Here is a 25,022-nt window from a genome sequence, read left to right on the forward strand (position 1 = left end):
GGGAAGGGGTGTGCTTTGAGGCCGTGCATTCTAGCCTAAACCGACCTCAACATCACCCGAAACGCTACGCACGGTTGCACTCGGGTAGCAATCTGTGTTTCTGCCTTCGGGGTCAGGTAAATCGAGCGTTTCAGCATGGCTTATTTTTACTGTAACAAAATGCCCTGAAGGCCCGTATTCAAGGGATTTCGTTCGATTTTGTGATCGCTAGCAGACTAGTCCTACGCTGTCGAGATATGGCGCCCGTGGCCGTTTGCGTATACTGCGCAGATGTTTTTCCCAACGGCTTTGCGTCCGCGATACGCCAAATGGCTGATCGCAACCGGACTCTTCCTGATGCTCGGTGGCTGTGTTGATAAACCCAACACACTCGAGCGCGTAAAGGAGGACGGTGTGCTGCGCGTGGTTACCCGCAACAGCCCCGCCACCTACTTTCAGGATCGCAGCGGTGAAACCGGCTTCGAATACGAGCTGGTGAAGCGCTTCGCCGACGATTTGGGCGTCGAATTGAAGATCGAGACGGCCGACAACCTCGATGACCTGTTCAACCAGGTCGGCAAGCCGAACGGCCCGGTACTCGCGGCCGCCGGTCTGGTCAGCAGCGATGAACGCAAGAAGCAGGTGCGGTTCTCCCACTCCTACCTCGAAGTTACCCCGCAGATCATCTACCGCAACGGCCAGTCGCGCCCCACCGATCCGGCGGATCTGGTCGGCAAGAAGATCACCGTGCTCAAGGGCAGCACCCACGCCGAGCAACTGGCCGCGCTGAAACAGAAATATCCCGGTATCGAATACGAAGAATCCGACGCGGTTGAAGTGGTCGATCTGCTGCGCATGGTCGATGAAGGCCAGATCGACCTGACACTGGTCGACTCCAACGAAGTGGCGATGAATCAGGTGTACTTCACCAACATCCGCGTGGCCTTCGACCTCGGCGACGCGCGCAGTCAGAGCTGGGCGGTCGGCCCGGGCGAAGACAACAGCCTGCTCAATGAAATCAACGCCTATCTGGACAAGGTGCAGAAGAACGGCACCCTGCAACGCCTGAAGGACCGCTATTACGGCCATGTCGATGTGCTTGGCTACATGGGCGCCACCACCTTCGCCCAGCACTTGCAGCAGCGCCTGCCGAAATACGAACAGCACTTCAAGAACTACGCGAAGAAAGAGAAAGTCGACTGGCGCCTGCTGGCCGCCATCGGTTATCAGGAATCGCTGTGGCAGCCGACGGTGACCTCGAAAACCGGCGTACGCGGCTTGATGATGCTGACCCAGAACACCGCGCAGGCGATGGGCGTATCGAACCGCCTCGATCCCAAGCAGAGCATCATGGGCGGCGCCAAGTACCTGGCTTATATGAAAGATCAGCTCGACGACTCGATCCAGGAACCGGATCGCACCTGGTTCGCCCTAGCGGCGTACAACGTCGGCAGCGGCCATCTGGATGACGCGCGCAAACTGGCGGCGAAGGAAGGCTTGAACCCGGACAAGTGGCTGGACGTGAAAAAGATCCTGCCGCGCCTCTCGCAGAAGCAGTGGTACAGCAAGACCCGCTACGGTTACGCCCGTGGTGGCGAGCCAGTGCATTTCGTGGCGAACATCCGGCGCTACTACGACATCCTGACCTGGGTGACCCAGCCGCAGCTTGAGGGCGATCAGGTGGCCGAAGGCAACCTGCATGTGCCAGCGATCGACAAGTCGAAACCGGCGCAAGAGCCCGCCCCGCTTTAACCCACACCTCAAATCCAACTGTGGGAGCGAGCCTGCTCGCGAAAGCGTCGTGTCAGTCGACATAATCTTTGACTGATACATCGTTTTCGCGAGCAGGCTCGCTCCCACAGGGATTTTGTGTAGCTGCTCAGGATTTGGCAGCAGCCAGAATCAGCGCTTTCATTTCCGATACGGCAGACTTGAAGCCAACGAACAAAGCATGCGCCACCAGCGCGTGGCCGATGTTCAGCTCGTTGATGCCTTTGATCGCAGCCACGGCTTCAACGTTGTGGTAATGCAAGCCGTGACCGGCGTTAACGATCAAGCCTTGGGCCAGACCAAACGCAACGCCATCCGCCACACGCTTCAATTCCTCGGCCACTTCAGTCGGGGTTTCGGCATCGGCATAACGACCGGTGTGCAGCTCGATTGCCGGCGCACCGACGCGCTTGGAAGCCGCAATCTGCCGCTCGTCAGCATCGATGAACAGCGACACTTCGCTGCCGATCTTCGACAGACGCTCAACCGCTGCCTTTATCCGCTCTTCCTGCCCCGCCACATCCAGGCCACCTTCGGTAGTCAGTTCCTGACGGGTTTCCGGGACCAGGCAGATGTGCGCCGGGCGAATACGCTCGGCGAATGCCATCATTTCTTCGGTGACGCCCATTTCGAAATTCATGCGCGTTTGCAGCACATCCTTGAGCAGCAACACGTCACGCTCCTGGATGTGCCGGCGATCTTCGCGCAGGTGCACGGTGATGCCATCAGCGCCCGCCTCTTCTGCATCCAGCGCCGCTTTCACCGGATCCGGGTAGCGCGTGCCACGGGCCTGACGCAGGGTGGCGACGTGGTCGATGTTCACGCCGAGAAGAATGCGATTGCTGCTGGTCACGGATGCGCTCCTGAATTGAGAGGTTCGGCGCACAGCATATCAGGGCTTGCGAAACAGCTCGCGACTGACAAGCGGACGCCCGCCCAAATGCACCGCCAGGGCCTGGCGCATCAGACGCTTGGCCGCCGACAGCGCACCGGGCGCCGACCAGTCGGCTTCGGCCATGGCCAGCAGCTCGGTACCGTTGAACAGGCCTGGCTGCAGTAGATACACCCTTTCGAGACCGGCATCGACTTGCAGGCGATAGAGACCGTCAGGCGCGACAGGCTCGCCGTGCATATCGGTGTTCATCGAGAAGCCGTAGCCGAGATCATCCAGCAATCGCCATTCGAAGGAGCGCAACAAAGGCTCCAGCGGCCGACCTTCGGCCAAGGCCAGCAAAGTCGCGGCGTAATGATCGAACACCGCCGGATGCGGATCTTCGGCAGGCAACAGCCGAATCAACAGCTCGTTGAGATAGAGGCCGCTGAACAGCGCCTCGCCATTGAGCCAGGCGGAGGTGCCGGAGCTTTCCATGCGCCCGACATTCTTCAACTCCCCCTTGCCACGAAACTCGACCTCCAGCGCCACGAACGGCCGCGCCAGCGTCCCGGCCTTGCCCCGCGCGCTGCGCAACACCGCCCGCAGCCGACCTTGCGGCGTGAGGAAATCGACCAGTGCGCTGGTTTCGCGATAGGCGCGCGAATGCAGGACGTAGGCGGGTTGGGCGGGAGGCGGGTTTTGCGACATTGAGTTCTCGATGAAGAAACGCGGTTTTACATACAACCCAAAACCACTGTGGGAGCGAGCCTGCTCGCGAAAGCGGAGTGACAGTCAACATCAATGCTGAATGTTACATCCTCTTCGCGAGCAGGCTCGCTCCCACAGTGAGTAGCGGTGTTTTCGAGATCGCTACTTACAGGTCGCCATAACCCAGCGAACGCAGCGCGCGCTCGTCATCGGACCAGCCGCCCTTCACCTTGACCCACAGGTTGAGCATGATCTTGGAGTCGAACAGCAGCTCCATGTCCTTGCGCGCTTCGGTGCCGATGCGTTTGATGCGCTCGCCCTTGTCGCCAATGATGATTTTCTTCTGACCGTCACGCTCGACGAGAATCAGCGCGTGGATGTGCAAGGTCTTGCCCTGCTGCTTGAATTCTTCGATTTCAACCGTGATCTGGTACGGCAGCTCGGCCCCCATCTGGCGCATGATTTTCTCGCGCACCAGTTCGGCGGCAAGGAAACGGCTGCTGCGGTCGGTGATCTGGTCTTCCGGGAAGAAGTGATCATTCTCCGGCAGGTGATCGGCGATGACCTTTTCCAGCGCCTCGAGGTTGTGCCCGTGCTGCGCTGAAATCGGAATGATCTGCGCGTTTGGCAGCTGTTCCTGCAACCAGCTCAGGTGCGGCATCAGCTCGGCCTTGTCCTCAATCCGATCGGTCTTGTTCAGCGCGACGATTAGCGGGCCGGTCACGTATTGCACACGCTCAAGCACCATCTGGTCTTCGTCGGTCCACTTGGTGCGGTCGACGACGAAGATCACCACGTCGACGTCTTTCAACGCCGCCGAAGCGGTTTTGTTCATGTAGCGGTTCAGGGCCTTTTCGCCACCCTTGTGCATGCCCGGGGTGTCGACGTAGATCGCCTGCACGTCACCTTCGGTCTTGATCCCGAGCATGTTGTGGCGGGTAGTCTGCGGCTTGCGCGAGGTGATCGCGAGCTTCTGCCCGAGGATGTGGTTGAGCAGCGTCGACTTGCCGACGTTGGGACGGCCGACGATGGCAACGTAGCCACAGCGAGTTGCGTTTGTATCAGTCATTGCCATTCTCCACGCCCAGGGCAATCAGTGCTGCGGCGGCCGCTACCTGTTCGGCAATACGACGGCTCACACCCTGACCTCGGCTTTTTTCATTCAGTAAGACCACTTCGCATTCGACGAAGAAGGTTCGGCAGTGCGGTTCGCCCTGGATATCCACCACTTCGTAGCGTGGCAGTTCGCAACCGCGCGATTGCAGGTGTTCCTGCAAGCGGGTTTTCGGATCCTTGTTGGTGTCGACCAGCGTCAGGCCTTCGAATTCGCCGGCCAGCCAGGCCAGCACGCGCTCGCGGGCGACGTCCATGCCGGCATCGAGGTAGATCGCACCGATCAGAGCTTCGAGGGCATCGGCGAGAATCGATTCACGGCGGAAACCACCGCTCTTCAGTTCACCCGAACCCAGACGCAAATAATCACCGAGGTCGAAACCGCGAGCCAGTACGGCCAGCGTCTCACCTTTTACCAGCCGTGCGCGCAAACGCGACAACTGGCCTTCGCGAGCCAGCGGGAAGCGATCGAACAGCGCCTCGCCAGCGACGAAGTTGAGGATGGCATCACCGAGGAATTCCAGACGCTCGTTGTTGCGCCCGGCAAAACTGCGGTGCGTGAGGGCCAGCAGCATCAGCTCCTGGTCCTTGAAGGTGTAACCGAGCTGGCGCTCGAGACGGCTTAGAGAAACGCTCACGGTTTACCCACGCTGAGTTCGTGGCTGGTTTCCACTGCCATCGCCGGGGTACGGCGCAGGCCTGGGACAATTAACGCTGTGTTCAAAAAATAGATCCTGGCGATTGCGAAGCCGATTGTGCCGGCTCCAGAAATGCATTCGGCGCTGTGGTCAACAGCGCCGTGTTTGATTACTTGATCAGGCCGACCCGCGAGAAATTCGGCAGGTGGCTGAGTTTCGGCTCCGGCCAGCTCATCCAGACCGCGAAGGCCTTGCCGACAATATTCTTGTCGGGAACCATGCCCAGCAGATCCTTGGGAATGTTCGGATCATCCCAGTAGCGGCTGTCGTTCGAATTGTCGCGGTTGTCGCCCATCATGAAGTAGTGCCCGGCAGGCACTGTCCACGAACGATCCGGAGTGGCGCGGTAGCGGCTCATTTCCTTACGGATCAGGTGCTCGGCTGCGCCGAGTTTTTCCTGATAGAGCTCCGCGCTGCCCAGCGAACCCGCCTCGGCGCCGACCATCTTCTCGGCAATCGATTCGCCGTTGACGAACAGACGCTTGTCGGCGGTGTAGCGCACCGTGTCGCCCGGAAGGCCAACCACACGCTTGATGTAGTTGACGTTCGGGTCGCTCGGGTAGCGGAACACCATCACATCGCCGCGCTGCGGGTCACCGACTTCGATGATCTTCTTGTCGATCACCGGCAGACGGATGCCGTAGGAAAACTTGTTCACCAGAATGAAGTCGCCGACATCCAGGGTCGGTTTCATCGAGCCGGACGGAATCTGGAACGGCTCCACCAGGAACGAACGCAGCACCAGCACGATGAACAGCACCGGAAAGAACGACTTGCCGTATTCAACCAGCAGCGGCTCTTTGTTCAGCTTCTCGACCACCACAGGCTCGGGCTGGCTGACACTGCCTTGATACGAGGCAATGGCAGCCCGCCGACGCGGTGCCAGGAATAGCAGATCAAGCAACGCCAACAGGCCGCAGACGAACACGGCGATGACCAGCAACAGCGGGAAATTTAGCGACATAGGACCTGATTATTCCAACCTGAGCACGGCGAGGAAGGCTTCCTGTGGAATTTCCACGTTGCCGACCTGTTTCATGCGTTTCTTACCGGCCTTCTGCTTCTCGAGCAGTTTCTTCTTACGACTGACGTCACCGCCGTAGCATTTGGCCAATACGTTCTTTCTGAGCGCCTTGACGGTTGTCCGGGCCACGATCTGACCACCGATGGCGGCCTGAATCGCCACGTCGAACATCTGACGAGGAATCAGTTCTTTCATCTTCTCGGTCAACTGGCGACCTTTGAAGTGCGAGTTGTCACGGTGCACGATCAATGCCAGGGCATCGACCTTGTCGCCGTTGATCAGCACGTCCAGTTTCACCAGATTAGCCGATTGGTAACGATCGAAATGGTAGTCCAGCGAAGCATAGCCGCGGCTGGTGGATTTGAGACGGTCGAAGAAGTCCAGGACCACTTCGTTCATCGGCAGGTCGTAGGTCACTTGCACCTGATTGCCGAGGAACAGCATGTCGACCTGAACGCCGCGTTTCTCGATGCACAGGGTGATCACGTTGCCCAGGTGTTCCTGCGGTACGAGGATATTGGCGCGCACGATTGGCTCGCGCATGTCCTCGATCGCCGACACGTCCGGAAGCTTCGACGGGTTGTCGACGTAAATCGTTTCACCGGTTTTCAGCACCAGCTCGAAAATTACTGTCGGCGCGGTGGTGATCAGGTCCAGGTCGTATTCGCGCTCGAGGCGCTCCTGGATGATTTCCATGTGCAGCATGCCGAGGAAGCCGCAACGGAAGCCGAAGCCCAAAGCGTCGGAGCTTTCCGGGGTGTACTGCAGCGACGAGTCGTTCAGGGTCAGCTTCTGCAGCGCTTCGCGGAAATCCTCGAAGTCGTCGGAACTGACCGGGAACAGACCGGCGTAAACCTGTGGCTGGATGCGTTTGAAGCCCGGCAGCACCGGCACGTCCGGCGTGGAGCTCAAGGTCAGGGTGTCACCGACCGGCGCACCGTGAATGTCCTTGATGCTGGCGATGATGAAGCCCACTTCGCCGGCCTTCAGATCAACGGTGGCGGTGTGTTTCGGGTTGAACACGCCGACACTGTCGACCAGGTGCACCTTGCCGGTGGACTTGACCAGAATCTTGTCGCCCTTCTTCACACGGCCATGGCGCACGCGTACCAGGGAAACAACGCCCAGGTAGTTGTCGAACCAGGAGTCGATGATCAACGCTTGCAGCGGATCTTCGATGTTGCCGGTCGGCGCAGGAATGGTGTGCACCAGACGCTCGAGCACTTCGTCGACACCCAGGCCGGTCTTGGCGCTGCAGGTGACGGCGTCGGTGGCGTCGATGCCGATGATCTTCTCGATCTCGTCCTTGACGCGATCCGGCTCGGCCTGGGGCAGGTCGATCTTGTTCAGGACCGGCATGACCTCAAGGCCCTGCTCGATGGCGGTGTAGCAGTTGGCCACGGACTGGGCTTCGACGCCCTGCCCCGCATCGACCACCAGCAAGGCACCTTCGCACGCGGCCAGGGAACGGCTGACTTCGTAGGTGAAGTCGACGTGACCCGGGGTGTCAATGAAGTTCAGCTGGTAGGTGATGCCGTCTTTGGCTTTGTAATAGAGGGTAACGCTGTGGGCCTTGATGGTGATCCCGCGTTCACGCTCAAGATCCATGGAATCCAGTACCTGGGCTTCCATTTCACGCTCGGCCAGGCCGCCGCACATCTGGATGAAACGGTCAGCCAGCGTCGACTTGCCATGGTCAATGTGGGCGATGATGGAGAAATTGCGGATATGACTCAAATCACTCACGGATCAACACTCAAAAAGGCTGCAGGCTTGGCCCGCCGAAAAATAGCCGGGAATTGTACCTGATACACGGCGCAAGCGTCACGTTCGCCTGTCACCCGGATCGCATGCAAAAACGCCCCGGTCTGGCGACCGAGGCGTTTTCAGGGTTCAAGCGCTGAATGAAAACTTGTTCATCAGCCCGCGCGTCTGAGCAGCCAGACACCCGCCAGCGCACACACGCCGGCCGGCACCAGCACCGCAAACAGCGGCGAGAATCCGAACACCAGACTCGATGGCCCCAGCAGATCCTGGACGATGCGGAAGGTGAAGCCCACCAGCACGCCGGTGAAAACACGCTGGCCGAGGGTCACCGAACGCAGCGGGCCGAAGATGAACGAGATCGCCATCAGCACCAGCGCGGCGGTCACCAGCGGCTGCAACACCTTGACCCAAAATGCCAGCCAGTAACGGCCGTTGCTCAGGCCCTGCTCGGCCAGATAGTGGATGTAGCCCCACAGACCGCTGATCGACAGCGATTCCGGCGCCATGACCACGGTGCTGAGCAGTTGCGGGCTCAACGCCACATCCCACTCCTCGCTCGGGGCATTGACGACCTCAGTGCTGCGCTCATGGAACCGCGTGGTGGCAACGTCGGTGAGCTGCCACTTGCTGCCGTCAAACTCGGCCTTCCTGGCGAAGCTGGAGCTGAGCAGATGGCGCTCCTTGTCGAAGTGATAACGCGTCACGCCGTACAACAGACCGTTCGGTTGCACCGCGTTGATGTGGATAAATTCCTCACCCTGACGGTGCCACATACCGTGCTTGGCGCTTTGCGCATCGCCGCTGCCCTGGGCCAGCGAGCGATTGGCCTGGGCCATGCTTTCGGTGGCCGGGGCGACGTATTCGCCAATCAGCACGCCGGCGAGCATCAGCACCAGCATCGGCTTCATGACAGCCCAGACGATACGGCCGATCGATACGCCAGCAGCGCGCATGACCGTCAGCTCACTGCTGCTGGCCAGACTGCCGAGACCGATCAGGCAGCCGATCAATGCGGCCATTGGCAGCATTTCATACAGACGGCGCGGTGCGGTCAGCAGTACGAAACTGAGGACATCGACCAGCGTATAGGTGTCGCTGACGTCGCCCATTTCATCGATGAAGGCAAACAGCGTCGCCAGGCCGAGGATGATCGCCAGCACGGCGATGATCGCCATGAATACGCTGCTGCCGATGTAGCGGTCGAGTTTAACCACGGGCCACCTCCAGCGCGGCGCTGCGACGGCTGGCCAGCTTCAGGCGCAGCGGCTCCCAATAAAGCAGGCCGAGGCCGATCACCAAAAAGATCGCGTGCACCCACCACAGGCCGAGGGCCGGCGGGATCTTGCCTTTTTCAAGGGCGCCGCGAGCGGCAATCAGGATGGTCAGGTAAGCCATATAAAGAAGAATCGCCGGCAGCAGCTTGAGAAAACGCCCCTGACGCGGATTCACCCGCGACAGCGGCACCGCCATCAGGGTCACGATGAACACCAACAGTGGCAGGGACATGCGCCATTGCAGTTCGGTTTTCGAACGGATGTCATCACTGCCCCAAAGGGACGAAGTCGGCATGGCGTCACGGTCGGTGACTTCTTCGCTGACGTCCGGCTTGGGCAGCAGCACGCCGTAGGTTTCGTAATGGATGGCGCGGTAATCGGCCTGGCCCGGGCTGCCGTCATAGCGGTAACCGTTATCGAGGATCAGGTAGCGATTGCCGTCGGGGCGAATTTCCTGACGGCCCGATTCGGCCACCAGCACGGAAATCCCGCGGTCCTTTTTATCGGCGCCGAGGTTCTTCTGCGAAATGAACACGCTGCCGAGATTGACGCGGTCGTCGCTCAGGGTTTCGGTGTAGGTCACCCGCGTACCGTCGCGCAAGGCCTGGAAGCGGCCAGGTTCGAGGGTATCGAACTCGGTCAGCGCGTCCTGCTTGTTCAGCAGCAGCTGGAACTGGTTGGCGCCCTGCGGAGCCAGGCCGAGGCTCAGCCACGCCACCACCAGTGCCACCAGCGCTGCCGGAAACAGGGTCATGCGAAACAGCTTTTGCTGGCTCATGCCGGTGGCCGAGAGCACGGTCATTTCGCTTTCGAGGTACAGGCGACCGTAGGCCAGCAGGATCCCGAGGAACAGGCCCAGCGGCAGGATCAGTTGCAGGAAACCCGGCAGACGAAAGCCCATGATCAGGAACAGCGAGCCCGGATCGAGCTGACCGGCCGCAGCCTGCGCCAGGTATTTGATGAAGCGACCGCTCATGATGATGACCAGCAGCACGGCACTTACGGCGCTAAGGGTCAACAGGACTTCGCGGGACAGATAACGGAAGACGATCAAACCAGACACTCCAGGGTTGTCAGGCTAAGGCGGCCAAACAAGCAAACACATCGACCGGCCCGCCATGCAGAGCGGTCGAAAAAAGATGCGGCATTATCCTGTGATTGGGTGCGCCTGTCACTGCGCACACTCATCCATCGCTGTAATCCTTTGCTGAGGGTTGTCAGGCGCGGGGAGCGAGGTTCAAACTGCGGCCCTTGTCGCAGGCTTTGGCCTGCGCCTCTTCTATCTATAAGCAGGCGACTGCGGACAGCGTCGAACGCCTGCGTGTTGACCATTCATTCAGGGATCCGGACATGGAACTGGTTGTAAAAAGCGTTAGCCCAGAAACGTTGAAAACCGCCACCCTGGTGGTTGCCGTCGGCGAAGGCCGCAAACTCGGCGTCGCCGCCAGACTGGTCGACGAGTCGAGCGGTGGTGCGATCAGCGCCGTGCTCAAGCGTGGCGACCTGGCCGGCAAGGTCGGTCAGAGCCTGCTGCTGCACAGCCTGCCGAACCTGAAAGCCGAGCGCGTGTTGCTGGTCGGCGTGGGCAAGGACGAAGAACTGGGCGACCGTCCGTTCCGCAAAATCGTTGCCGGCATCCTCAACACCCTCAAAGGCCTGGGCGGCGGTGACGCCGTGCTGGCGCTGGATGAAGTCATCGTCAAAGGTCGCGACAGCTACGGCAAGACTCGCCTGCTGGCAGAAACCCTGGTCGACGGCGGCTACACCTTCGACCAGTTCAAGAGCCAGAAAGCCGAACCGCGCGCCCTGAAGAAAATCACTCTGCTGACCATCAAGGCTGCGCAAGCCGAAGTGCAGCGCGCCGTGAATCACGCCACCGCGATTGCCAATGGCATGGCCTTCACCCGCGATCTGGGCAACCTGCCACCGAACATCTGCCACCCGACCTTCATGGGCGAACAGGCCAAGAACCTGGGCAAAGAGTTCAAGGATCTGAAAGTCGAAGTACTCGACGAGAAGAAGATCAAATCCCTCGGCATGGGCTCGTTCTACGCCGTGGGCCAGGGCAGCGCCCAGCCGCCGCGCCTGATCGTCATGCAATACAACGGCGGCAAGAAATCCGAGAAGCCATACGCGCTGGTCGGCAAGGGCATCACCTTCGACACCGGCGGCATCAGCCTGAAGCCGGGCGCCGGCATGGACGAGATGAAATACGACATGGGCGGCGCTGCCTCCGTGTTCGGGACCTTGCGCGCAGTGCTTGAGCTGAAACTGCCGATCAATCTGGTGTGCATCCTCGCCTGCGCCGAAAACATGCCGAGCGGCAATGCTTCGCGGCCGGGCGATATCGTCACCACCATGAGCGGCCAGACCGTGGAAATCCTCAACACCGACGCTGAAGGCCGTCTGGTGCTGTGCGATGCACTGACCTACGCCGAGCGCTTCAAGCCACAAGCGGTGATCGACATCGCCACCCTGACCGGTGCTTGCGTAGTTGCCTTGGGCGCACACACGTCCGGCCTGCTGGGCAACAACGACGAACTGATCGACCAGTTGCTCAGCGCCGGCAAGGCTGCCGATGACCGCGCCTGGCAACTGCCGCTGTTCGATGAGTATCAAGAGCAGCTGGACAGCCCGTTCGCCGACATCGCCAACATTGGCGGGCCGAAGGCCGGCACCATCACTGCCGCCTGCTTCCTGTCGCGCTTCACCAAGAACCTCAACTGGGCGCACCTGGACATCGCCGGCACGGCATGGACCAGCGGCGGCAAGGATAAGGGCGCCACTGGCCGTCCGGTTCCACTGCTGACCCAGTACCTGCTCGATCGCGCCAAGGCCTGAAACCGCTGAAAGGTGGCGTCACTCTCGGGTGACGCCGCTTGCCGCTCTGGAACCGCAATGACCAAAGTCGACTTCTATATCCTGCCCAGCGCCGATCCATCAGCGCGCCTGGATTTCGCCTGCAAGCTCACCGAGAAAGCCTGGCGCATGGGCCATCGCATCTACCTGCATTGCAGCGATGCGGCCCAGCGTGATGATCTCGATGCACGTCTGTGGGCATTCAAGGGCGAAAGCTTCGTGCCCCACGGCCCGGCCGACAGCGAACCGGACGGTTTGATCGTGCTGGGACTCGGGCAAGACTGCGGTGAGCATCAGGACCTGCTGGTCAATCTCGACCTGAAAGTCCCGGCCTTCGCCAGCAAGTTCGCCCGTGTGGCGGAAGTGGTGGTGGAAGATCCGGCCATTCGAGCGGCGGCGCGGGAGAGTTTCCGTTTCTACCGCGAACAGGGCTATTCTCTGCAAGACCACCGTTTACAGCGACTCTGAGCACTCCAATGGACACTCCGAAACCGCAACAGAAGTCCGCACATCTGCTGGACGATCTTGAATCGATCCGCCAGTTGCTCGGCGATGACAACCTGCAACCGCCGCTCTTGACCGATACGGTCGATGATGGCGAACAGGAACAGATTCCGATGCTGTTCGATTCCGTCGGCAATCAGCCGGCAGCTGTCGAGCCGCCACCAGCGCCGCCGGCTGCCCCGGCTGCCCCGGCTGCCGCACCGGTCGATAAAGGCCCGGACGCACTTCTCCACCTGGACAGCGAACTGCGCGCCGCCGCGCAATTGATCATGCAAGACGTGATCGACGACTTCGCCCCGCACATCGAAACCGAAATCAAACGCCGCCTCGATGCGCGGATGGAGCGGCTGCTCAGCCAGTACGAGTAGCCTTGGCGCCCCCACGATCAGCACTGAGTTGGCAACCCGGCAAACCTGACTTCTAGACGGTGTTGCTGCGATGCCAATCCAGTGTTCTGGCATGTCTGGGCGTGGCAACCATGCCTTTTCCCCGAGTCACAAACTCTTGCGCCCAGTGCTCCGGAACTGCGGCGTTCAACGCCCCGTAAAAATCGAACAGTTCGCGGGTGCTTTCGATAATCGACCACTGCCCCTGGTGCACCATCGCTATCGGAAACGGGCCTGGCCGGGCAACCGCCTCCAAATATCCGTTGTCCTGTCTGACCTTGTCGAATTCATGACTCCACATATGTGAAACGAAGTTCACTTGCGGACCATGACGGATAACATTCATCGGAGTGTTATCGAACGGTCTCGCGGAATCCAGTTCGGCGATAGCATGATTGATCAAATTCATGACTTGCGCCTCCTCGCTACTTCCCGAGCGCGGAACAATACCTTTTCCTTGTCTTGACTGAATAACATCGTGCATATCGTAGTCACCCGTATAGGGCGTGACGACTTTGAACTTCACCCAGGCATCCAGGAGTTCGTGTTCGATGGGACTTTGCAAGTTAACGCTGTAGGAAACATCTTCATCGCTGATGCTATTGCGCGCATAAAGTCCTCGAACACCGCCCCGGCCCCACTGCCCCACTCGCCCGACCAACCCGCTTTTTTCTGCCCGCGCGAGCATCGCTTCAGCGCCATCCCCGTAAACCGCTTTCAAGGAAGACGGTTTGATGGTCTTTTCAAGAATGTTATGGCCCTTGGCAGCGGCACCTTCGCCCAGAGCCTTGATGGTGTAACTTCCGGACTCTCTAACGCTTATTGCTACATTGTGTTCTTTGGATACTTTTTCGAAGGCAGGCATATGCAATGGATGGATAAATGACTCGCCAACCATTTGCCTGGCTTCTTGCCCTTCCTTGTACAAACCATTGCTGTCAAAAAACGTGACGGGATTATTGCCGACCATCATAAACAGGTTCATGCCGTCCGCCGGTCCTGCCGGATCAGCACTTAACCAGCGCCCCGCCCAAGGCTGATAGTAGCGCCAGCCAAAGTAGTAAAGTCCCGTGACATCGCGTTCCTTTGCGCAGTACCTGGCGATTTTGAAATCCGCCTCAATGGCACTTCGCGCCACCCATATGGCTGTGCCGCCGAATGGGTAGTATTCCTCCTGGCTTACAAGCTTCCCCTCACCGTCCACGACCAGCGCGCTACTGCCTATCAAGTTGTCATAGCTGTAATAAAGCAGGTCATTGTCGGTGTTCGGCGGCCTCGGACTGTCCCAATGCAGGATTCGCAGTCGGGATCGACCTGACGCATCTGCGTTGATGACGTGCAGACGCTCCGCCACTGTTGCGCCGATCCCCTTCGTTCTGAGCTCCAGTGACGGCAGGTAGACGACCCGCTGCTTTTGTATGCAACCACACACTTTCTGCGCGCTGAACTTCAGCACTCGCTGACTGGCACTGTCATAGCGATACGTCTCATGGTCATCCATCGCGCCATCACGCATCACCGGGGTCACTTGCAAAAGTTCGTTGCGCGGCGTCCAGACAAGCCGCTGTCCGGGCTGCAAAGTGGTCTGCTGCCCGCCCGCCGAGAAAAATGCTTCCACCTCCTCGGGATTTGTCGCCAGGGTGTCCAGCACACCGCGATTGCTGCGGTTGCTGATCGTGACCCTGGCGGTGTGATTATTTTGCGAGGCTGGTGCGATGTGGCGTATCTGAATCAGATTGCCGGCCATATCGTAGCGGTAAGTGCGGGTGTAACTGGTGTAAGCGGCGGCGTCGGAACCGCAGACCAGAGAGGAGCCGCATGCCCCCTCGGCATTCGCCATCTCGCGTCCGGTGGCGCTGATCAGTTGATAGAGCGAGTCATGGATATAAGTGTTTTGCGCCAGCATCTTCTGATTTCGCCAGAAACATGGTGTCTGCGAATCGTCGCGCTCAACGCTGACGTTACCAACCGGATCATAGGTGTACTTCAGATCCTGTAGCACTTTAGCTCCCGCCGCATGCCCGAGCGGTCGTTCCACTCTGATTCCCGAGAGGCGCCGGGTTTCCTGCTCGTATTTCCAAGTGGTTACCACACCGTTGCCGCTCTCTTCACGCAGAGTCTGACCCGCCGCCGAATACGTCAGCGACTTCACGACAACCCGTTCCGCGCTGCCCTTGAGCGTCACCCAGTGCCCCCGGATTGCTCCTGCCATATCGTAAGCCACGCGCTGCAGGTTGCCCGCTGCGTCCGTAGATCCATGCAGCGCGCCCGTCGCATCGCAGGTAACCAGACTGGAGAAGGTCTCGTCATCCAGACCGTCATTCCAGTCCGAGGCGTTGTCACCCTGCCAATCGACCACCTCGCCCGGGTTGTCTGCGCTCTTGACGAAACGCCGGCTAATCGAGCGCGGCACACCTGTCAGCGCCACGCTATCAGTCTTCGTCAGACCGGCCGTGTCGTAGTGGCTCACGCACCGGCCGGCCAGGTTCAGCGCAATTTCAGCCTCAGTGTTTGCGGCATAGACCCTTCGCTCGCTGATTTTCGGGCGCTTGTTTCCCACCTGTTCGGAAACGCTGGTCAGACGACCGAGAAGATCGCTTTCTTCGTATTGGTAGGTGCTGGTAACAACCTGAGTAGTGTTTCCATGTTCGTGGTCAGGGTCTGGAATATTGCTTACCACCCTGTAAGAACGACCGAAAGCGTCAGGTAACGCCACGCTGCCGCCATTGTCTACACCCTGCTGACTCAACACGCGCCCGGACAGACTGCTGACATAAATGAAATTGGCCAATCCGGCTTCGCTTAATCGTGGGTCAGCGCTGCGTATCAGGAACCCGCGACCATCGTAATGGTGACGGCTGATGCGTTCGCTTGTAACAGCGGGTGAATCGGGATGACGGTGGTAACGCACATCCCGCACACGAAGGCAGCGGCTATCCAGTACCGTGATCGATGGAGTGTTGGCATGCAGCGATGTTTGAGATGCACACATTTGATCTGCCCTTCGTTCCCTGTTGGAAAAGTACTAGCAGACAACTTGCACCATCGCTCGCGCGCTGCTGACCGGTCGCGCCCCGCTCGCCCTACTCACCATGCCCCGCTATACTTGCCGGCTTTTCCTGAATAAATGCCAATAGGGTCCCGCCGCGCATGGATAAGACCTACCAGCCGCACGCCATTGAAACTTCCTGGTACAAGACCTGGGAGTCCGAGAACTACTTCGCCCCGCAAGGCGCGGGCGAGTCCTACACCATCATGATCCCGCCGCCGAACGTCACCGGTAGCCTGCACATGGGTCACGGCTTCAACAACGCGATCATGGACGCGTTGATCCGTTTCCGTCGCATGCAGGGTCGCGACACCCTGTGGCAGCCGGGCACCGACCACGCCGGTATCGCCACGCAGATGCTGGTAGAGCGTCAGCTCGAAGCCCAAGGCCAGAATCGTCACGATCTGGGCCGGGAAAAATTCCTTGAGAAAGTCTGGGAATGGAAAGATCAGTCCGGTGGCAACATCAGCCGGCAGATCCGTCGCCTCGGCTCGTCCGTCGACTGGAGCCGCGAGCGCTTCACCATGGACGACGGCCTCTCGGAAGCGGTCAAGGAAGCGTTCGTGCGTCTGCATGAAGACGGCCTGATCTACCGCGGCAAGCGTCTGGTCAACTGGGACACCAAACTGCACACGGCGATTTCCGACCTCGAAGTGGAGAACCACGAAGAGAAAGGCTTCCTGTGGAACCTGAAATACCCATTGGCCGACGGCGTGAAAACCGCTGAAGGCAATGACTTCCTGATCGTCGCCACCACCCGTCCGGAAACCATGCTCGGCGACTCCGCCGTCGCGGTTAACCCGAACGACGAGCGCTATAAAGCGCTGATCGGCAAATTTGTCGAGCTGCCACTGGTTGGCCGGCGCATCCCGATCATCGCCGACGATTATTGCGACCCTGAATTCGGCACCGGCTGCGTGAAAATCACCCCGGCCCACGATTTCAACGACTACGAAGTCGGCAAGCGCCACAACCTGCCGCTGCTGAACATCTTCGACAAGAACGCCAACGTGCTGCCTGCCGCGCAGGTGTTCAACCTCGACGGCACGCTGAACGAGAGCATCGACGGCAAGATTCCGGCCGAGTTCGCCGGTCTGGAACGTTTCGAAGCGCGCAAGCAGATCGTTGCCGCGTTCGACGCTGCCGGCCTGCTGGTGAGCGTCAACGATCACAACCTGAAAACGCCGAAAGGCGATCGCTCCGGCACGGTCATCGAACCGTGGCTGACCGACCAGTGGTACGTATCGACCAAGCCTCTGGCCGAGCCGGCGATTGCTGCCGTTGAAGACGGTCGCATCCAGTTCGTGCCCAAGCAGTACGAAAACATGTACTTCTCGTGGATGCGCGACATCCAGGACTGGTGCATCAGCCGTCAGCTGTGGTGGGGCCACCGGATTCCGGCCTGGTACGACGAGTCGGGCAAGGTCTACGTCGGTCGCGACGAAGCCGAAGTGCGTGCCAAGCACAACCTCGGCCCGGACGTTGCGCTGCAACAGGACAACGACGTCCTAGACACCTGGTTCAGCTCCGGCCTGTGGACATTCTCCACGCTGGGCTGGCCTGAGCAGACCGAGTTCCTGAAGAAATTCCACTCTACCGACGTGCTGGTCACCGGTTTCGACATCATTTTCTTCTGGGTTGCCCGGATGATCATGATGACCATGCACCTGATGAAGAACGAAGACGGCACGCCGCAGGTTCCGTTCAAGACTGTGTACGTGCACGGTCTGGTGCGCGACGGCCAGGGCCAGAAGATGTCCAAGTCCAAGGGCAACGTCCTTGACCCGCTGGACATCATCGACGGCATCGACCTGGAAACCCTGGTGCAGAAGCGCACCTCGGGCCTGATGCAACCGAAACTGGCGAAGAAGATCGAGAAAGCCACCCGCGAAGAATTCGCCAACGGCATCGAAAGCTACGGCACCGACGCCCTGCGCTTCACGTTCTGCTCGCTGGCCTCGACCGGTCGCGACATCAAGTTCGACATGGGTCGCGTCGAAGGCTATCGCAACTTCTGCAACAAGATCTGGAACGCCGCGCGTTACGTTCTGGACAAGGGCGAAGACTGCGGCCAGAACGGCGAAGCCTACGAGCTGTCGCTGGCAGATCGCTGGATCATCTCGCAGCTGCAACGCACCGAAGCCGAAGTGACCCGCCAACTGGATCAGTTCCGTTTCGACCTCGCCGCACAAGCGTTGTACGAGTTCATCTGGAACCAGTACTGCGACTGGTATCTGGAACTGTCCAAGCCTGTGCTGTGGGACGAGAACGCGCCGGTCGAACGTCAGCGCGGCACTCGCCGGACGCTGGTGCGTGTGCTGGAAGTGGCGCTGCGTCTGGCGCATCCGTTCATGCCGTTCATCACTGAAGAAATCTGGCAGCGCATCGCGCCGCTGGCCGGTATTCAGGGCAAAACGATCATGCTGCAGCCTTGGCCGGTGGCCAACGAAGAGCGCATCGATCCGGCGGCGGAAAACGACATCGAATGGCTCAAGGAACTGATGCTCGGCACGCGCAACATTCGTGGCGAGATGAACATCGGCCCGGGCAAGCCACTGCCGATCTTCCTGAAGAACGTCAGCGCTGACGACCAGCGCCGCCTGAGCGAGAACGAAGCGCTGCTGAAGAAGCTGGCGCGGCTGGAATCGATCACCGTACTCGCCGCTGGCGAAGAAGCACCGCTGTCCGCTACCGCACTGGTGGGCGAGATGGAAGTGCTGGTGCCAATGGCCGGTCTGATCGACAAGGGCGCCGAACTGGCACGTCTGGACAAAGAAATCCTGCGCCTGCAGGGCGAAGTCCAACGCGTTGGCGGCAAGCTGTCCAACGCCGGTTTCGTCGACAAAGCCCCAGCCGAAGTCATCGAGAAGGAACGCGCCAAACTGGCCGAGGCCGAACAGGCCCTGGGCAAACTGGCTGAGCAGCATGCGCGGATTGCCAGTCTGTAACGGCAAATCGCAGTGAAAAAGGGAGGCCCAGGTGGCCTCCCTTTTTTATGTCGGCGCTACTGGCCTTCTGGGCATGTTCCGCCGCCTGGCATTTTCAGATCAAGTTTTACCAACGCTCTTTTCGAGGTGCCAATTAAATCTCCTTTGCGCTTCACTGAATATTTGGCATCCAGCGATCCGCTCTTAATAGGTTTGATCGCCGTTGCGTAGGGGCGGATAATCAGCTCTACGAACTTTCGTGCATCAATCGAACCCAAAACATGGACAAAGCTGGTTTGTGTGCCGGGAACAGGTTGCGTTCCGTCGCTATCCGAAAAACCTCGCGTTTGCAGCTCGATAACGTCGCCGGAAACCATGTCCGGTTGAATTTCAATTCGAACGGGAACAGCCTTGACCGGGCTTGGCTCACTCGTACAGTTGATGTAGTTGAACCGGTCGGCGCTTGGAAAAGTGGCAGCGGTTAATTCAATCATCATCGTCTCTCTCTCAGTGTTTTGAACTCGACAAAACCAGCCTCAAGTAAAACGCTTGCCCAAGTCCTTGCCCACTGTCATTTCTGACAGGTCATCAAGATCGTTTTGGAATAAGAAACCTGCCTTTCCTCGTAACCATACTTGCTTGGTCGCGCACGGATTAGATGTGGGACAATGCCCGCCACTTTCAGCCATACCCGAATCGACCACGCCCATGACCGCCCCCCGCACACCCAAACCTGCGCGCAAGAAGCCTGACGCCGCGTCCCCGAGCAAAGCCACCGCGCCGCGCGAGAAGGCCAGCCTGCATCCGCGCAATCGCCATCAGGGTCGTTACGACTTTCCGGCACTGATCAAGACCACGCCGGAACTGGCCAAGTACGTGATCACCAACCCGTACGGCAAGGAAAGCATCGACTTCGCCAGCCCCGACGCGGTACGTGTGTTCAATCGGGCGCTGCTCAAGGCGTTCTATGGCATTCAGCATTGGGATATCCCGGCGGACTACCTCTGCCCTCCAGTTCCGGGGCGTGCCGACTATGTGCACTTTCTCGCCGACCTGCTGGCGAGCATGAACGACGGCAAGGTGCCGCGCGGCGCGATCGTCAATGTGCTGGACATCGGCATGGGCGCCAACTGCGTTTATCCGCTGATCGGCAACAGCGAATACCGCTGGCACTTCCTCGGCTCCGAAATCGATCCGACCGCCGTGGCCGCTGCCAGAGCCATCGTGCAGTCCAATGATCTGAGCAAGGTCATCCAGCTGCGCCAGCAGGAAAACCGCAAGCACATCCTCATCGGCTTGCTGGAGCCGGGCGAGCGTTTTGACCTGACCATGTGCAATCCGCCGTTCCACGCTTCGATGGAAGAAGCGACCAAGGGCAGCGAGCGCAAGTGGCGCGCCTTGGGCAAGGCCGACCCGAAACGCAAGCTGCCGGTGCTGAACTTCGGCGGGCAATCGGCGGAGCTGTGGTGTGAAGGCGGTGAAGCGCGCTTCGTGACGCAGTTGATTGCCGAGAGCGCGAACTTCCAGCACAAGGTGTTGTGGTTCAGCACCCTGGTATCGAAGGCGTCGAACCTGCCGGCCATCGAAACTGCGCTGAAGAAGGCCGGCGTGCTGGAGAGCCAAGTGGTGGAGATGTCCCAGGGGCAGAAGCAGAGCCGTTTTGTCGCGTGGACCTTCCAGACCAAGTCCGAGCAGCAGATCTGGCGGCGTGAGCGCTGGGTGCGCTAAGGCGCTGTAGATCCCCCTGTGGGAGCGAGCCTGCTCGCGAAGGCAGCGTGTCAGTCAGCTTCAATATCGACTGACCCACCGCTTTCGCGAGCAGGCTCGCTCCCACATTTGCCCGCGACTTGACCGTCAAATCACAGACACAAAAAAACCGCGCCCCGGATCACTCCGAAGCACGGTTTTTTTTATCGCTGCGTCTTACTTGTTCACAGCGTCGGTCAGGCCTTTGGCCACAACCAGCTTGATCACTTTCTTTGCAGGGATTTCGATGGCAGCGCCAGTCGAAGGGTTACGGCCAGTGCGGGCAGGACGCTCGGTCACTTTCAGCTTGCCGATACCTGGCAAGGTGATTTCGCCGCCGTTTTCCAGCTGATCGGCAACGATTTGGCCCAGTTGGTCCAGAGCGTTACGCGCGGTGGTTTTCGGCGCGTCGATAGCTTCAGCGATGTCGGCGATCAGTTGGTCTTTAGTAAGAGCCATGTAGTGTTCCTTCCCTATCAAATTCATATGGATTGCAGAGTGCAGTGTCAGCCATCGAGCCCGATCTTCTGGATCTGGCACCCTCGGCGATAACCACGACGAGTCGGGTTATAGATGCCGAAATCAGGGTTTGGTTCGACCTGACAAATGCTGAATGCACGCTTAACGCAGTGACTTCGCGTAAGACCGGGCAAAACTAGCACAGCGACAAGGAAATATCCGCCTCTAGCTACCCATTTGGTCAGCTTTATTGTGCTAAATCGGTAAAAAACCGCTTAAGGCCGGGCGCGCGCCCCGGTTTTTCCCTGCAACCCGCGCCAAAACCAGTGGTTGCGGTACACTGAGCGCTTTTTCGGGGGAGCCTGCCCTCCTCCCTTCCAACAGCCGAGAAGCCCATGCCGATCCGTCATTGCATCGTCCACCTGATCGACAAAAAACCCGACGGCACGCCCGCAGTTCTGCACGCCCGTGACTCTGAACTGGCCGAGTCCGCAGCCATCGAAAACATGCTCGCCGACCTCAACGAAAGCTACAACGCCAAACAGGGCAAAGCCTGGGGCCTGTTCCATCCGGAATCCGGCGCATTCCCGTTCAGCGGCTGGTTGAAGGAGTACATGGACGGCGGCCGTGACTTCACTGCATTCAGCAAAGTGGCGGTCGAGCATCTGCAGAAGCTGATGGAAGAATCCAACCTGTCGGTGGGCGGCCACGTGCTGTTCGCCCACTATCAGCAAGGGATGACCGACTACCTGGCAATCGCCCTGCTGCACCACAGCGAAGGCGTGGCGGTGACCGATGAGCTCGACGTGACGCCTTCGCGCCATCTCGACCTTGGCCAGTTGCATCTGGCAGCGCGGATCAACGTTTCCGAGTGGCAGAACAACAAGCAGTCCAAACAGTACATTTCGTTCATCAAGGGCAAGAATGGCAAGAAGGTCTCGGAATATTTCCGCGACTTCATCGGCTGCCAGGAAGGCGTCGACGGCCCCGGCGAGACCCGCACCCTGCTCAAAGCCTTCAGTGACTTTGTCGAGAGCGAAGACCTGCCGGAAGACTCGGCCCGCGAGAAAACCAAGACTCTGGTCGACTATGCCAGCAGCCAGGCCAAGCTCGGCGAACCGATGGGCCTTGAGGAGCTGTCGGAGCTGATCGACGAAGAACGTCCGAAGGCCTTCTACGACCACATCCGCAACAAGGACTACGGCCTCTCGCCAGAGATCCCGGCAGACAAGCGCACCCTCAATCAATTCCGTCGTTTCACCGGCCGCGCCGAAGGCCTGTCGATCAGCTTCGAAGCGCACCTGCTGGGTTCGAAGATCGAGTACGACGAAGAGAACGGCACCCTGATCATCAAAGGCCTGCCGACTTCGCTGACCGATCAGTTGAAGCGGCGTAACTGATGCTCGGCAATGTGCTGAAAAAAGTCGCCCTGGTATTGCTGGTGGTCGTGGTCTATCAGAACTGGGGCAAGATCGAGCGGGTGTTCATTCCCGCGCAAATGGTCTCGCCGCAGACCCGGGCGCAAGCCAATGTCGTGCTCTATGCCACCGACTGGTGCGGCTACTGCAAACAGACCAAACGCTTTCTCGACAGCAAGGGCATACCGTTCAAGGAGTTCGACATCGAGAAGGATGCCGATGCGCGCAAGGCGTATGAGGCACTGGGTGGGCGCGGGATTCCGCTGATCGATGTGAACGGCACGTTGATTCGCGGATTTGATCCAGACGAAATCCTCGCTGCCCTGAAATAGTCCACTGTGGGAGCGAGCCTGCTCGCGAATGCGGCGGATCAGTCAACTTTTCAGCGACTGACACAGCGCTTTCGCGAGCAGGCTCGCTCCCACAGGTTTAGCTGGCGATTCCAGCGATCAGTGTGCTTCGATGCGGAACCCAAAGCGCGGGAAGTGCACATGCACCACGCCGCCACGTTCGTCTTCACGGCGAATGATCAGCTCTTCACTGCCAGCAAACAGCAGCTCGCCCACCACCGGATCAACGCCGTAATCGATAGCGGCAATCGCCACTTGCTGGCCGGCCTTGAAGCCGTTCGGATCAACGAACCGCTCATCCGGCAATGCCGCTGGCGTCGCGTTACGCGCGACCTCCAATGCCTCGGCAGAGGACATCTCGCTCGCTGCGCCATGACCGAACCCCAGCACCCGACCCAGCCACGCCGCGACTGCCGGATATTCATCCACCAGCGGCGCCGTCACGTGCGTCGCCTTGAGGAACCACAGCGGATGCGCCAGGGCGAAGTCGGCAATCGATGGCTCGCCGAAGAGGAAGTCGCCCTGCTCGCGCTGCAACTGCTGCTCAAGTCGCGCCATGATCGTCGGCCACTGATGTTTGGCCTGCTCGGCGGACAGACGCGTGGCGCTGCCACCGCTGAACAACCCGGCGCGGTCGGCCAGAAATGCCTTGATCGCTTCCGGCGGCAATTTGCCGAAACGCACCGCCACCGATTCCGGCTGGAACACCAGGCTCACAGCGTGCTGGAACACCACCGAATCGGCCCACGCCGCAAAACTGGCGCTGGTCATTTCCTGACCCTCGGGGAAGAACGCCGGCAGGGCTTTTTCCTGTTCCAGGCGTCGAGCGATCAGTGCGGTGTCGCAATAGATGTCAGCACCGATCTGCAACACTGGAGTCTTGCGGTAGCCACCGGTCAATGCCGTCAGATCCGGCTTTGGCATCACCGGGGAAATATGCACCGAACGCCAGGACAGGCCTTTGAAGCCCAGCAGCAGGCGGGCCTTCTCGGCGAATGGAGAGGTCGGGTAATGGTGCAGAATCAACTCGGACATGCTCGGCTCCGCCGCTCAGATAGTGAGCTGGCAGCTTAGCGTGCATTTTCTTAGCAGCCTACAGATCTGCCTGATGGGAACCAATCAGTCAGATTGATAAGACGCCACCAGGCATTCCTTGGCGCTCTTGCGCAGCTTCTTGATCAGCCGTTCCTGACGCAGAGCATCGCTTTTGTCGCGGCACAGTTCGGTGTAGACCAGCGCCATCGCCGGGCTGGAGAGAAAGAACCGCGCGCCCTTGCCGCTCTGGTGCTTGGCAAAACGACGTACCGGGTCGTCGCTGATTCCGCAGTACAACGAGCCATTGGCGGCACGCACGAGGTAGACGAACCAGGATTTGCTCACTGGCTCGGCAGCATCGACGGATTGTTCGCTAAGACTGGTCACTTCGGGATCTGAACGTGTAGGAAAACAGGCGGCGATCTTATCAGCGCCCGGCCTGAAATGCCTTTAGTCCCTTGCGCGCCTGGGCGCGGACGGCGTTGCGCACGAGCGGCGTCCAGCCCAGCAGCAGGCCTTTGAAACCGAGCGCCTGGCGCGACCAGCGCCACAGATCGAAGTGGTCATGGTGCTCACAGATCTTGCCGTCACGGAACACGAAGCGCGCCTGAATATCGTTGATGACGATGTTGCCGGTCTGGCTGAACAGGTAGGTCGCGACCCAGTGTGCGCCGCCGCTGCGTTCGTCGGCGCGGACGTTGTCGAAGGTCAGGGAGAAATCCTTGGCGCGGGTAGTCAGCATGCGCCACATGTCGCCGGCATCGCGCCCGCGCAGTTCACCGAAGGCCGGATCGCTGAAGACCACGTCATCGGTGTAGCAGGCGGCCATGGCCTCGGCGTCAAGGCGCTGAAAGGCTTGGTAGAAGCGGGTGATCAGGGCGCTGTGGGCTTCGCTCAAGGCAATCTCCAAAGAAAGATATACAGATTGCCAGCACCATAATCTGCCGCGCGCAGAAACACTATCCGCATTACGCAAAACCCTGGTGGGAGCGAGCCTGCTCGCGAAGACAATTCAACATTCAACATCCATGTTGAACGAAACACCGCTTTCGCGAGCAGGCTCGCTTCCACATTTGCAGCCA

Annotated in this window: 22 protein-coding genes; 8 read left to right on the forward strand and 14 right to left on the reverse strand. The window is 59.6% G+C overall.

Going from position 1 to position 25,022, the window contains the following annotated elements; all coding sequences use genetic code 11:
* Positions 1 to 270: 270 nt before the first annotated feature.
* Complete coding sequence (gene mltF, locus KVG85_RS15405; protein WP_081932530.1) at positions 271 to 1,731, forward strand: membrane-bound lytic murein transglycosylase MltF; 1,461 nt, start codon at positions 271 to 273, stop codon at positions 1,729 to 1,731.
* Between the two features lie 127 nt (positions 1,732 to 1,858).
* Here the strand turns inward: mltF and pdxJ are convergent, their stop codons facing one another.
* From pdxJ to lptF, 8 genes are all read right to left on the reverse strand, one after another.
* Positions 1,859 to 2,602 carry a pyridoxine 5'-phosphate synthase gene (pdxJ, locus tag KVG85_RS15410; protein WP_217864276.1) on the reverse strand — a complete coding sequence of 248 codons (744 nt, stop codon included), beginning with the start codon at positions 2,600 to 2,602 and terminating at the stop codon, positions 1,859 to 1,861.
* A 39-nt stretch (positions 2,603 to 2,641) separates the two neighbouring features.
* Positions 2,642 to 3,331, reverse strand: coding sequence for a DNA repair protein RecO (gene recO, locus KVG85_RS15415; RefSeq protein ID WP_016771561.1), 690 nt, complete (start codon positions 3,329 to 3,331; stop codon positions 2,642 to 2,644).
* A gap of 166 nt (positions 3,332 to 3,497) precedes the next feature.
* Positions 3,498 to 4,400 carry a GTPase Era gene (gene era, locus KVG85_RS15420; protein ID WP_016771562.1) on the reverse strand — a complete coding sequence of 301 codons (903 nt, stop codon included), beginning with the start codon at positions 4,398 to 4,400 and terminating at the stop codon, positions 3,498 to 3,500.
* Positions 4,393 to 5,082 (reverse strand): ribonuclease III, encoded by a 690-nt coding sequence (gene rnc, locus KVG85_RS15425; RefSeq protein ID WP_024011703.1) that lies wholly within the window; start codon positions 5,080 to 5,082, stop codon positions 4,393 to 4,395. Before rnc ends, era begins: the two co-directional genes overlap by 8 nt.
* A gap of 169 nt (positions 5,083 to 5,251) precedes the next feature.
* The gene (gene lepB / locus KVG85_RS15430) at positions 5,252 to 6,106 is read right to left on the reverse strand and encodes a signal peptidase I (protein WP_016771563.1); all 855 of its coding nucleotides are present in this window, start codon (positions 6,104 to 6,106) and stop codon (positions 5,252 to 5,254) included.
* 9 nt (positions 6,107 to 6,115) lie between these two features.
* Entirely contained in the window at positions 6,116 to 7,912 is a 1,797-nt protein-coding gene (gene lepA / locus KVG85_RS15435) for a translation elongation factor 4 (protein WP_016771564.1), read from the reverse strand.
* Between the two features lie 173 nt (positions 7,913 to 8,085).
* Positions 8,086 to 9,147, reverse strand: coding sequence for an LPS export ABC transporter permease LptG (lptG, locus tag KVG85_RS15440; protein WP_217864277.1), 1,062 nt, complete (start codon positions 9,145 to 9,147; stop codon positions 8,086 to 8,088).
* A complete protein-coding gene (lptF, locus tag KVG85_RS15445; protein WP_217864278.1) occupies positions 9,140 to 10,261 on the reverse strand; it encodes an LPS export ABC transporter permease LptF in 1,122 nt (373 codons plus the stop codon). The genes lptG and lptF overlap by 8 nt, the downstream gene beginning before the upstream one ends.
* Before the next feature lie 296 nt (positions 10,262 to 10,557).
* On the opposite strand from lptF, the gene KVG85_RS15450 reads away from it, so the two are divergent.
* From KVG85_RS15450 to KVG85_RS15460, 3 genes are read left to right on the forward strand one after another with little or no spacing between them, the layout of a single operon-like run.
* The gene (locus tag KVG85_RS15450) at positions 10,558 to 12,048 is read left to right on the forward strand and encodes a leucyl aminopeptidase (protein WP_039759172.1); all 1,491 of its coding nucleotides are present in this window, start codon (positions 10,558 to 10,560) and stop codon (positions 12,046 to 12,048) included.
* A 57-nt stretch (positions 12,049 to 12,105) separates the two neighbouring features.
* The gene (locus KVG85_RS15455) at positions 12,106 to 12,534 is read left to right on the forward strand and encodes a DNA polymerase III subunit chi (protein WP_130928301.1); all 429 of its coding nucleotides are present in this window, start codon (positions 12,106 to 12,108) and stop codon (positions 12,532 to 12,534) included.
* Positions 12,535 to 12,542: 8 nt separating this feature from the next.
* On the forward strand, positions 12,543 to 12,938 hold the full coding sequence (locus tag KVG85_RS15460; RefSeq protein ID WP_217864279.1) for a DNA polymerase III subunit chi: 396 nt from the start codon (positions 12,543 to 12,545) through the stop codon (positions 12,936 to 12,938).
* A 52-nt stretch (positions 12,939 to 12,990) separates the two neighbouring features.
* Here the strand turns inward: KVG85_RS15460 and KVG85_RS15465 are convergent, their stop codons facing one another.
* On the reverse strand, positions 12,991 to 15,948 hold the full coding sequence (locus tag KVG85_RS15465) for an RHS repeat protein (protein ID WP_217864280.1): 2,958 nt from the start codon (positions 15,946 to 15,948) through the stop codon (positions 12,991 to 12,993).
* 158 nt (positions 15,949 to 16,106) lie between these two features.
* On the opposite strand from KVG85_RS15465, the gene KVG85_RS15470 reads away from it, so the two are divergent.
* Positions 16,107 to 18,953, forward strand: coding sequence for a valine--tRNA ligase (locus KVG85_RS15470; protein ID WP_217864281.1), 2,847 nt, complete (start codon positions 16,107 to 16,109; stop codon positions 18,951 to 18,953).
* 56 nt (positions 18,954 to 19,009) lie between these two features.
* Here the strand turns inward: KVG85_RS15470 and KVG85_RS15475 are convergent, their stop codons facing one another.
* Positions 19,010 to 19,429: a hypothetical protein gene (locus KVG85_RS15475; RefSeq protein WP_217864282.1), complete on the reverse strand. Its 420-nt coding sequence runs from the start codon at positions 19,427 to 19,429 to the stop codon at positions 19,010 to 19,012.
* Positions 19,430 to 19,640: 211 nt separating this feature from the next.
* Between KVG85_RS15475 and rlmF the strand changes: the two genes are divergently transcribed.
* A complete protein-coding gene (gene rlmF / locus KVG85_RS15480) occupies positions 19,641 to 20,660 on the forward strand; it encodes a 23S rRNA (adenine(1618)-N(6))-methyltransferase RlmF (protein WP_217864283.1) in 1,020 nt (339 codons plus the stop codon).
* 195 nt (positions 20,661 to 20,855) lie between these two features.
* Here the strand turns inward: rlmF and KVG85_RS15485 are convergent, their stop codons facing one another.
* Positions 20,856 to 21,137: an HU family DNA-binding protein gene (locus tag KVG85_RS15485; RefSeq protein WP_003221909.1), complete on the reverse strand. Its 282-nt coding sequence runs from the start codon at positions 21,135 to 21,137 to the stop codon at positions 20,856 to 20,858.
* Positions 21,138 to 21,532: 395 nt separating this feature from the next.
* Between KVG85_RS15485 and yejK the strand changes: the two genes are divergently transcribed.
* Both yejK and KVG85_RS15495 read left to right on the forward strand, forming a co-directional pair.
* Positions 21,533 to 22,537: a nucleoid-associated protein YejK gene (gene yejK, locus KVG85_RS15490; protein WP_016771572.1), complete on the forward strand. Its 1,005-nt coding sequence runs from the start codon at positions 21,533 to 21,535 to the stop codon at positions 22,535 to 22,537.
* Entirely contained in the window at positions 22,537 to 22,887 is a 351-nt protein-coding gene (locus KVG85_RS15495) for a glutaredoxin family protein (protein WP_217864284.1), read from the forward strand. The genes yejK and KVG85_RS15495 overlap by 1 nt, the downstream gene beginning before the upstream one ends.
* Before the next feature lie 117 nt (positions 22,888 to 23,004).
* Here the strand turns inward: KVG85_RS15495 and KVG85_RS15500 are convergent, their stop codons facing one another.
* From KVG85_RS15500 to KVG85_RS15510, 3 genes are all read right to left on the reverse strand, one after another.
* Positions 23,005 to 23,940: a glutathione S-transferase family protein gene (locus KVG85_RS15500; RefSeq protein WP_217864285.1), complete on the reverse strand. Its 936-nt coding sequence runs from the start codon at positions 23,938 to 23,940 to the stop codon at positions 23,005 to 23,007.
* Between the two features lie 84 nt (positions 23,941 to 24,024).
* Entirely contained in the window at positions 24,025 to 24,327 is a 303-nt protein-coding gene (locus tag KVG85_RS15505) for a GIY-YIG nuclease family protein (RefSeq protein WP_073473642.1), read from the reverse strand.
* Between the two features lie 40 nt (positions 24,328 to 24,367).
* Positions 24,368 to 24,838, reverse strand: a complete 471-nt coding sequence (locus KVG85_RS15510; RefSeq protein WP_071174467.1) for a nuclear transport factor 2 family protein — start codon at positions 24,836 to 24,838, stop codon at positions 24,368 to 24,370.
* Between the last annotated feature and the right edge of the window lie 184 nt (positions 24,839 to 25,022).

The organism is Pseudomonas triticicola (assembly GCF_019145375.1).
GTDB classification, from domain to species: Bacteria; Pseudomonadota; Gammaproteobacteria; order Pseudomonadales; family Pseudomonadaceae; genus Aquipseudomonas; species Aquipseudomonas triticicola.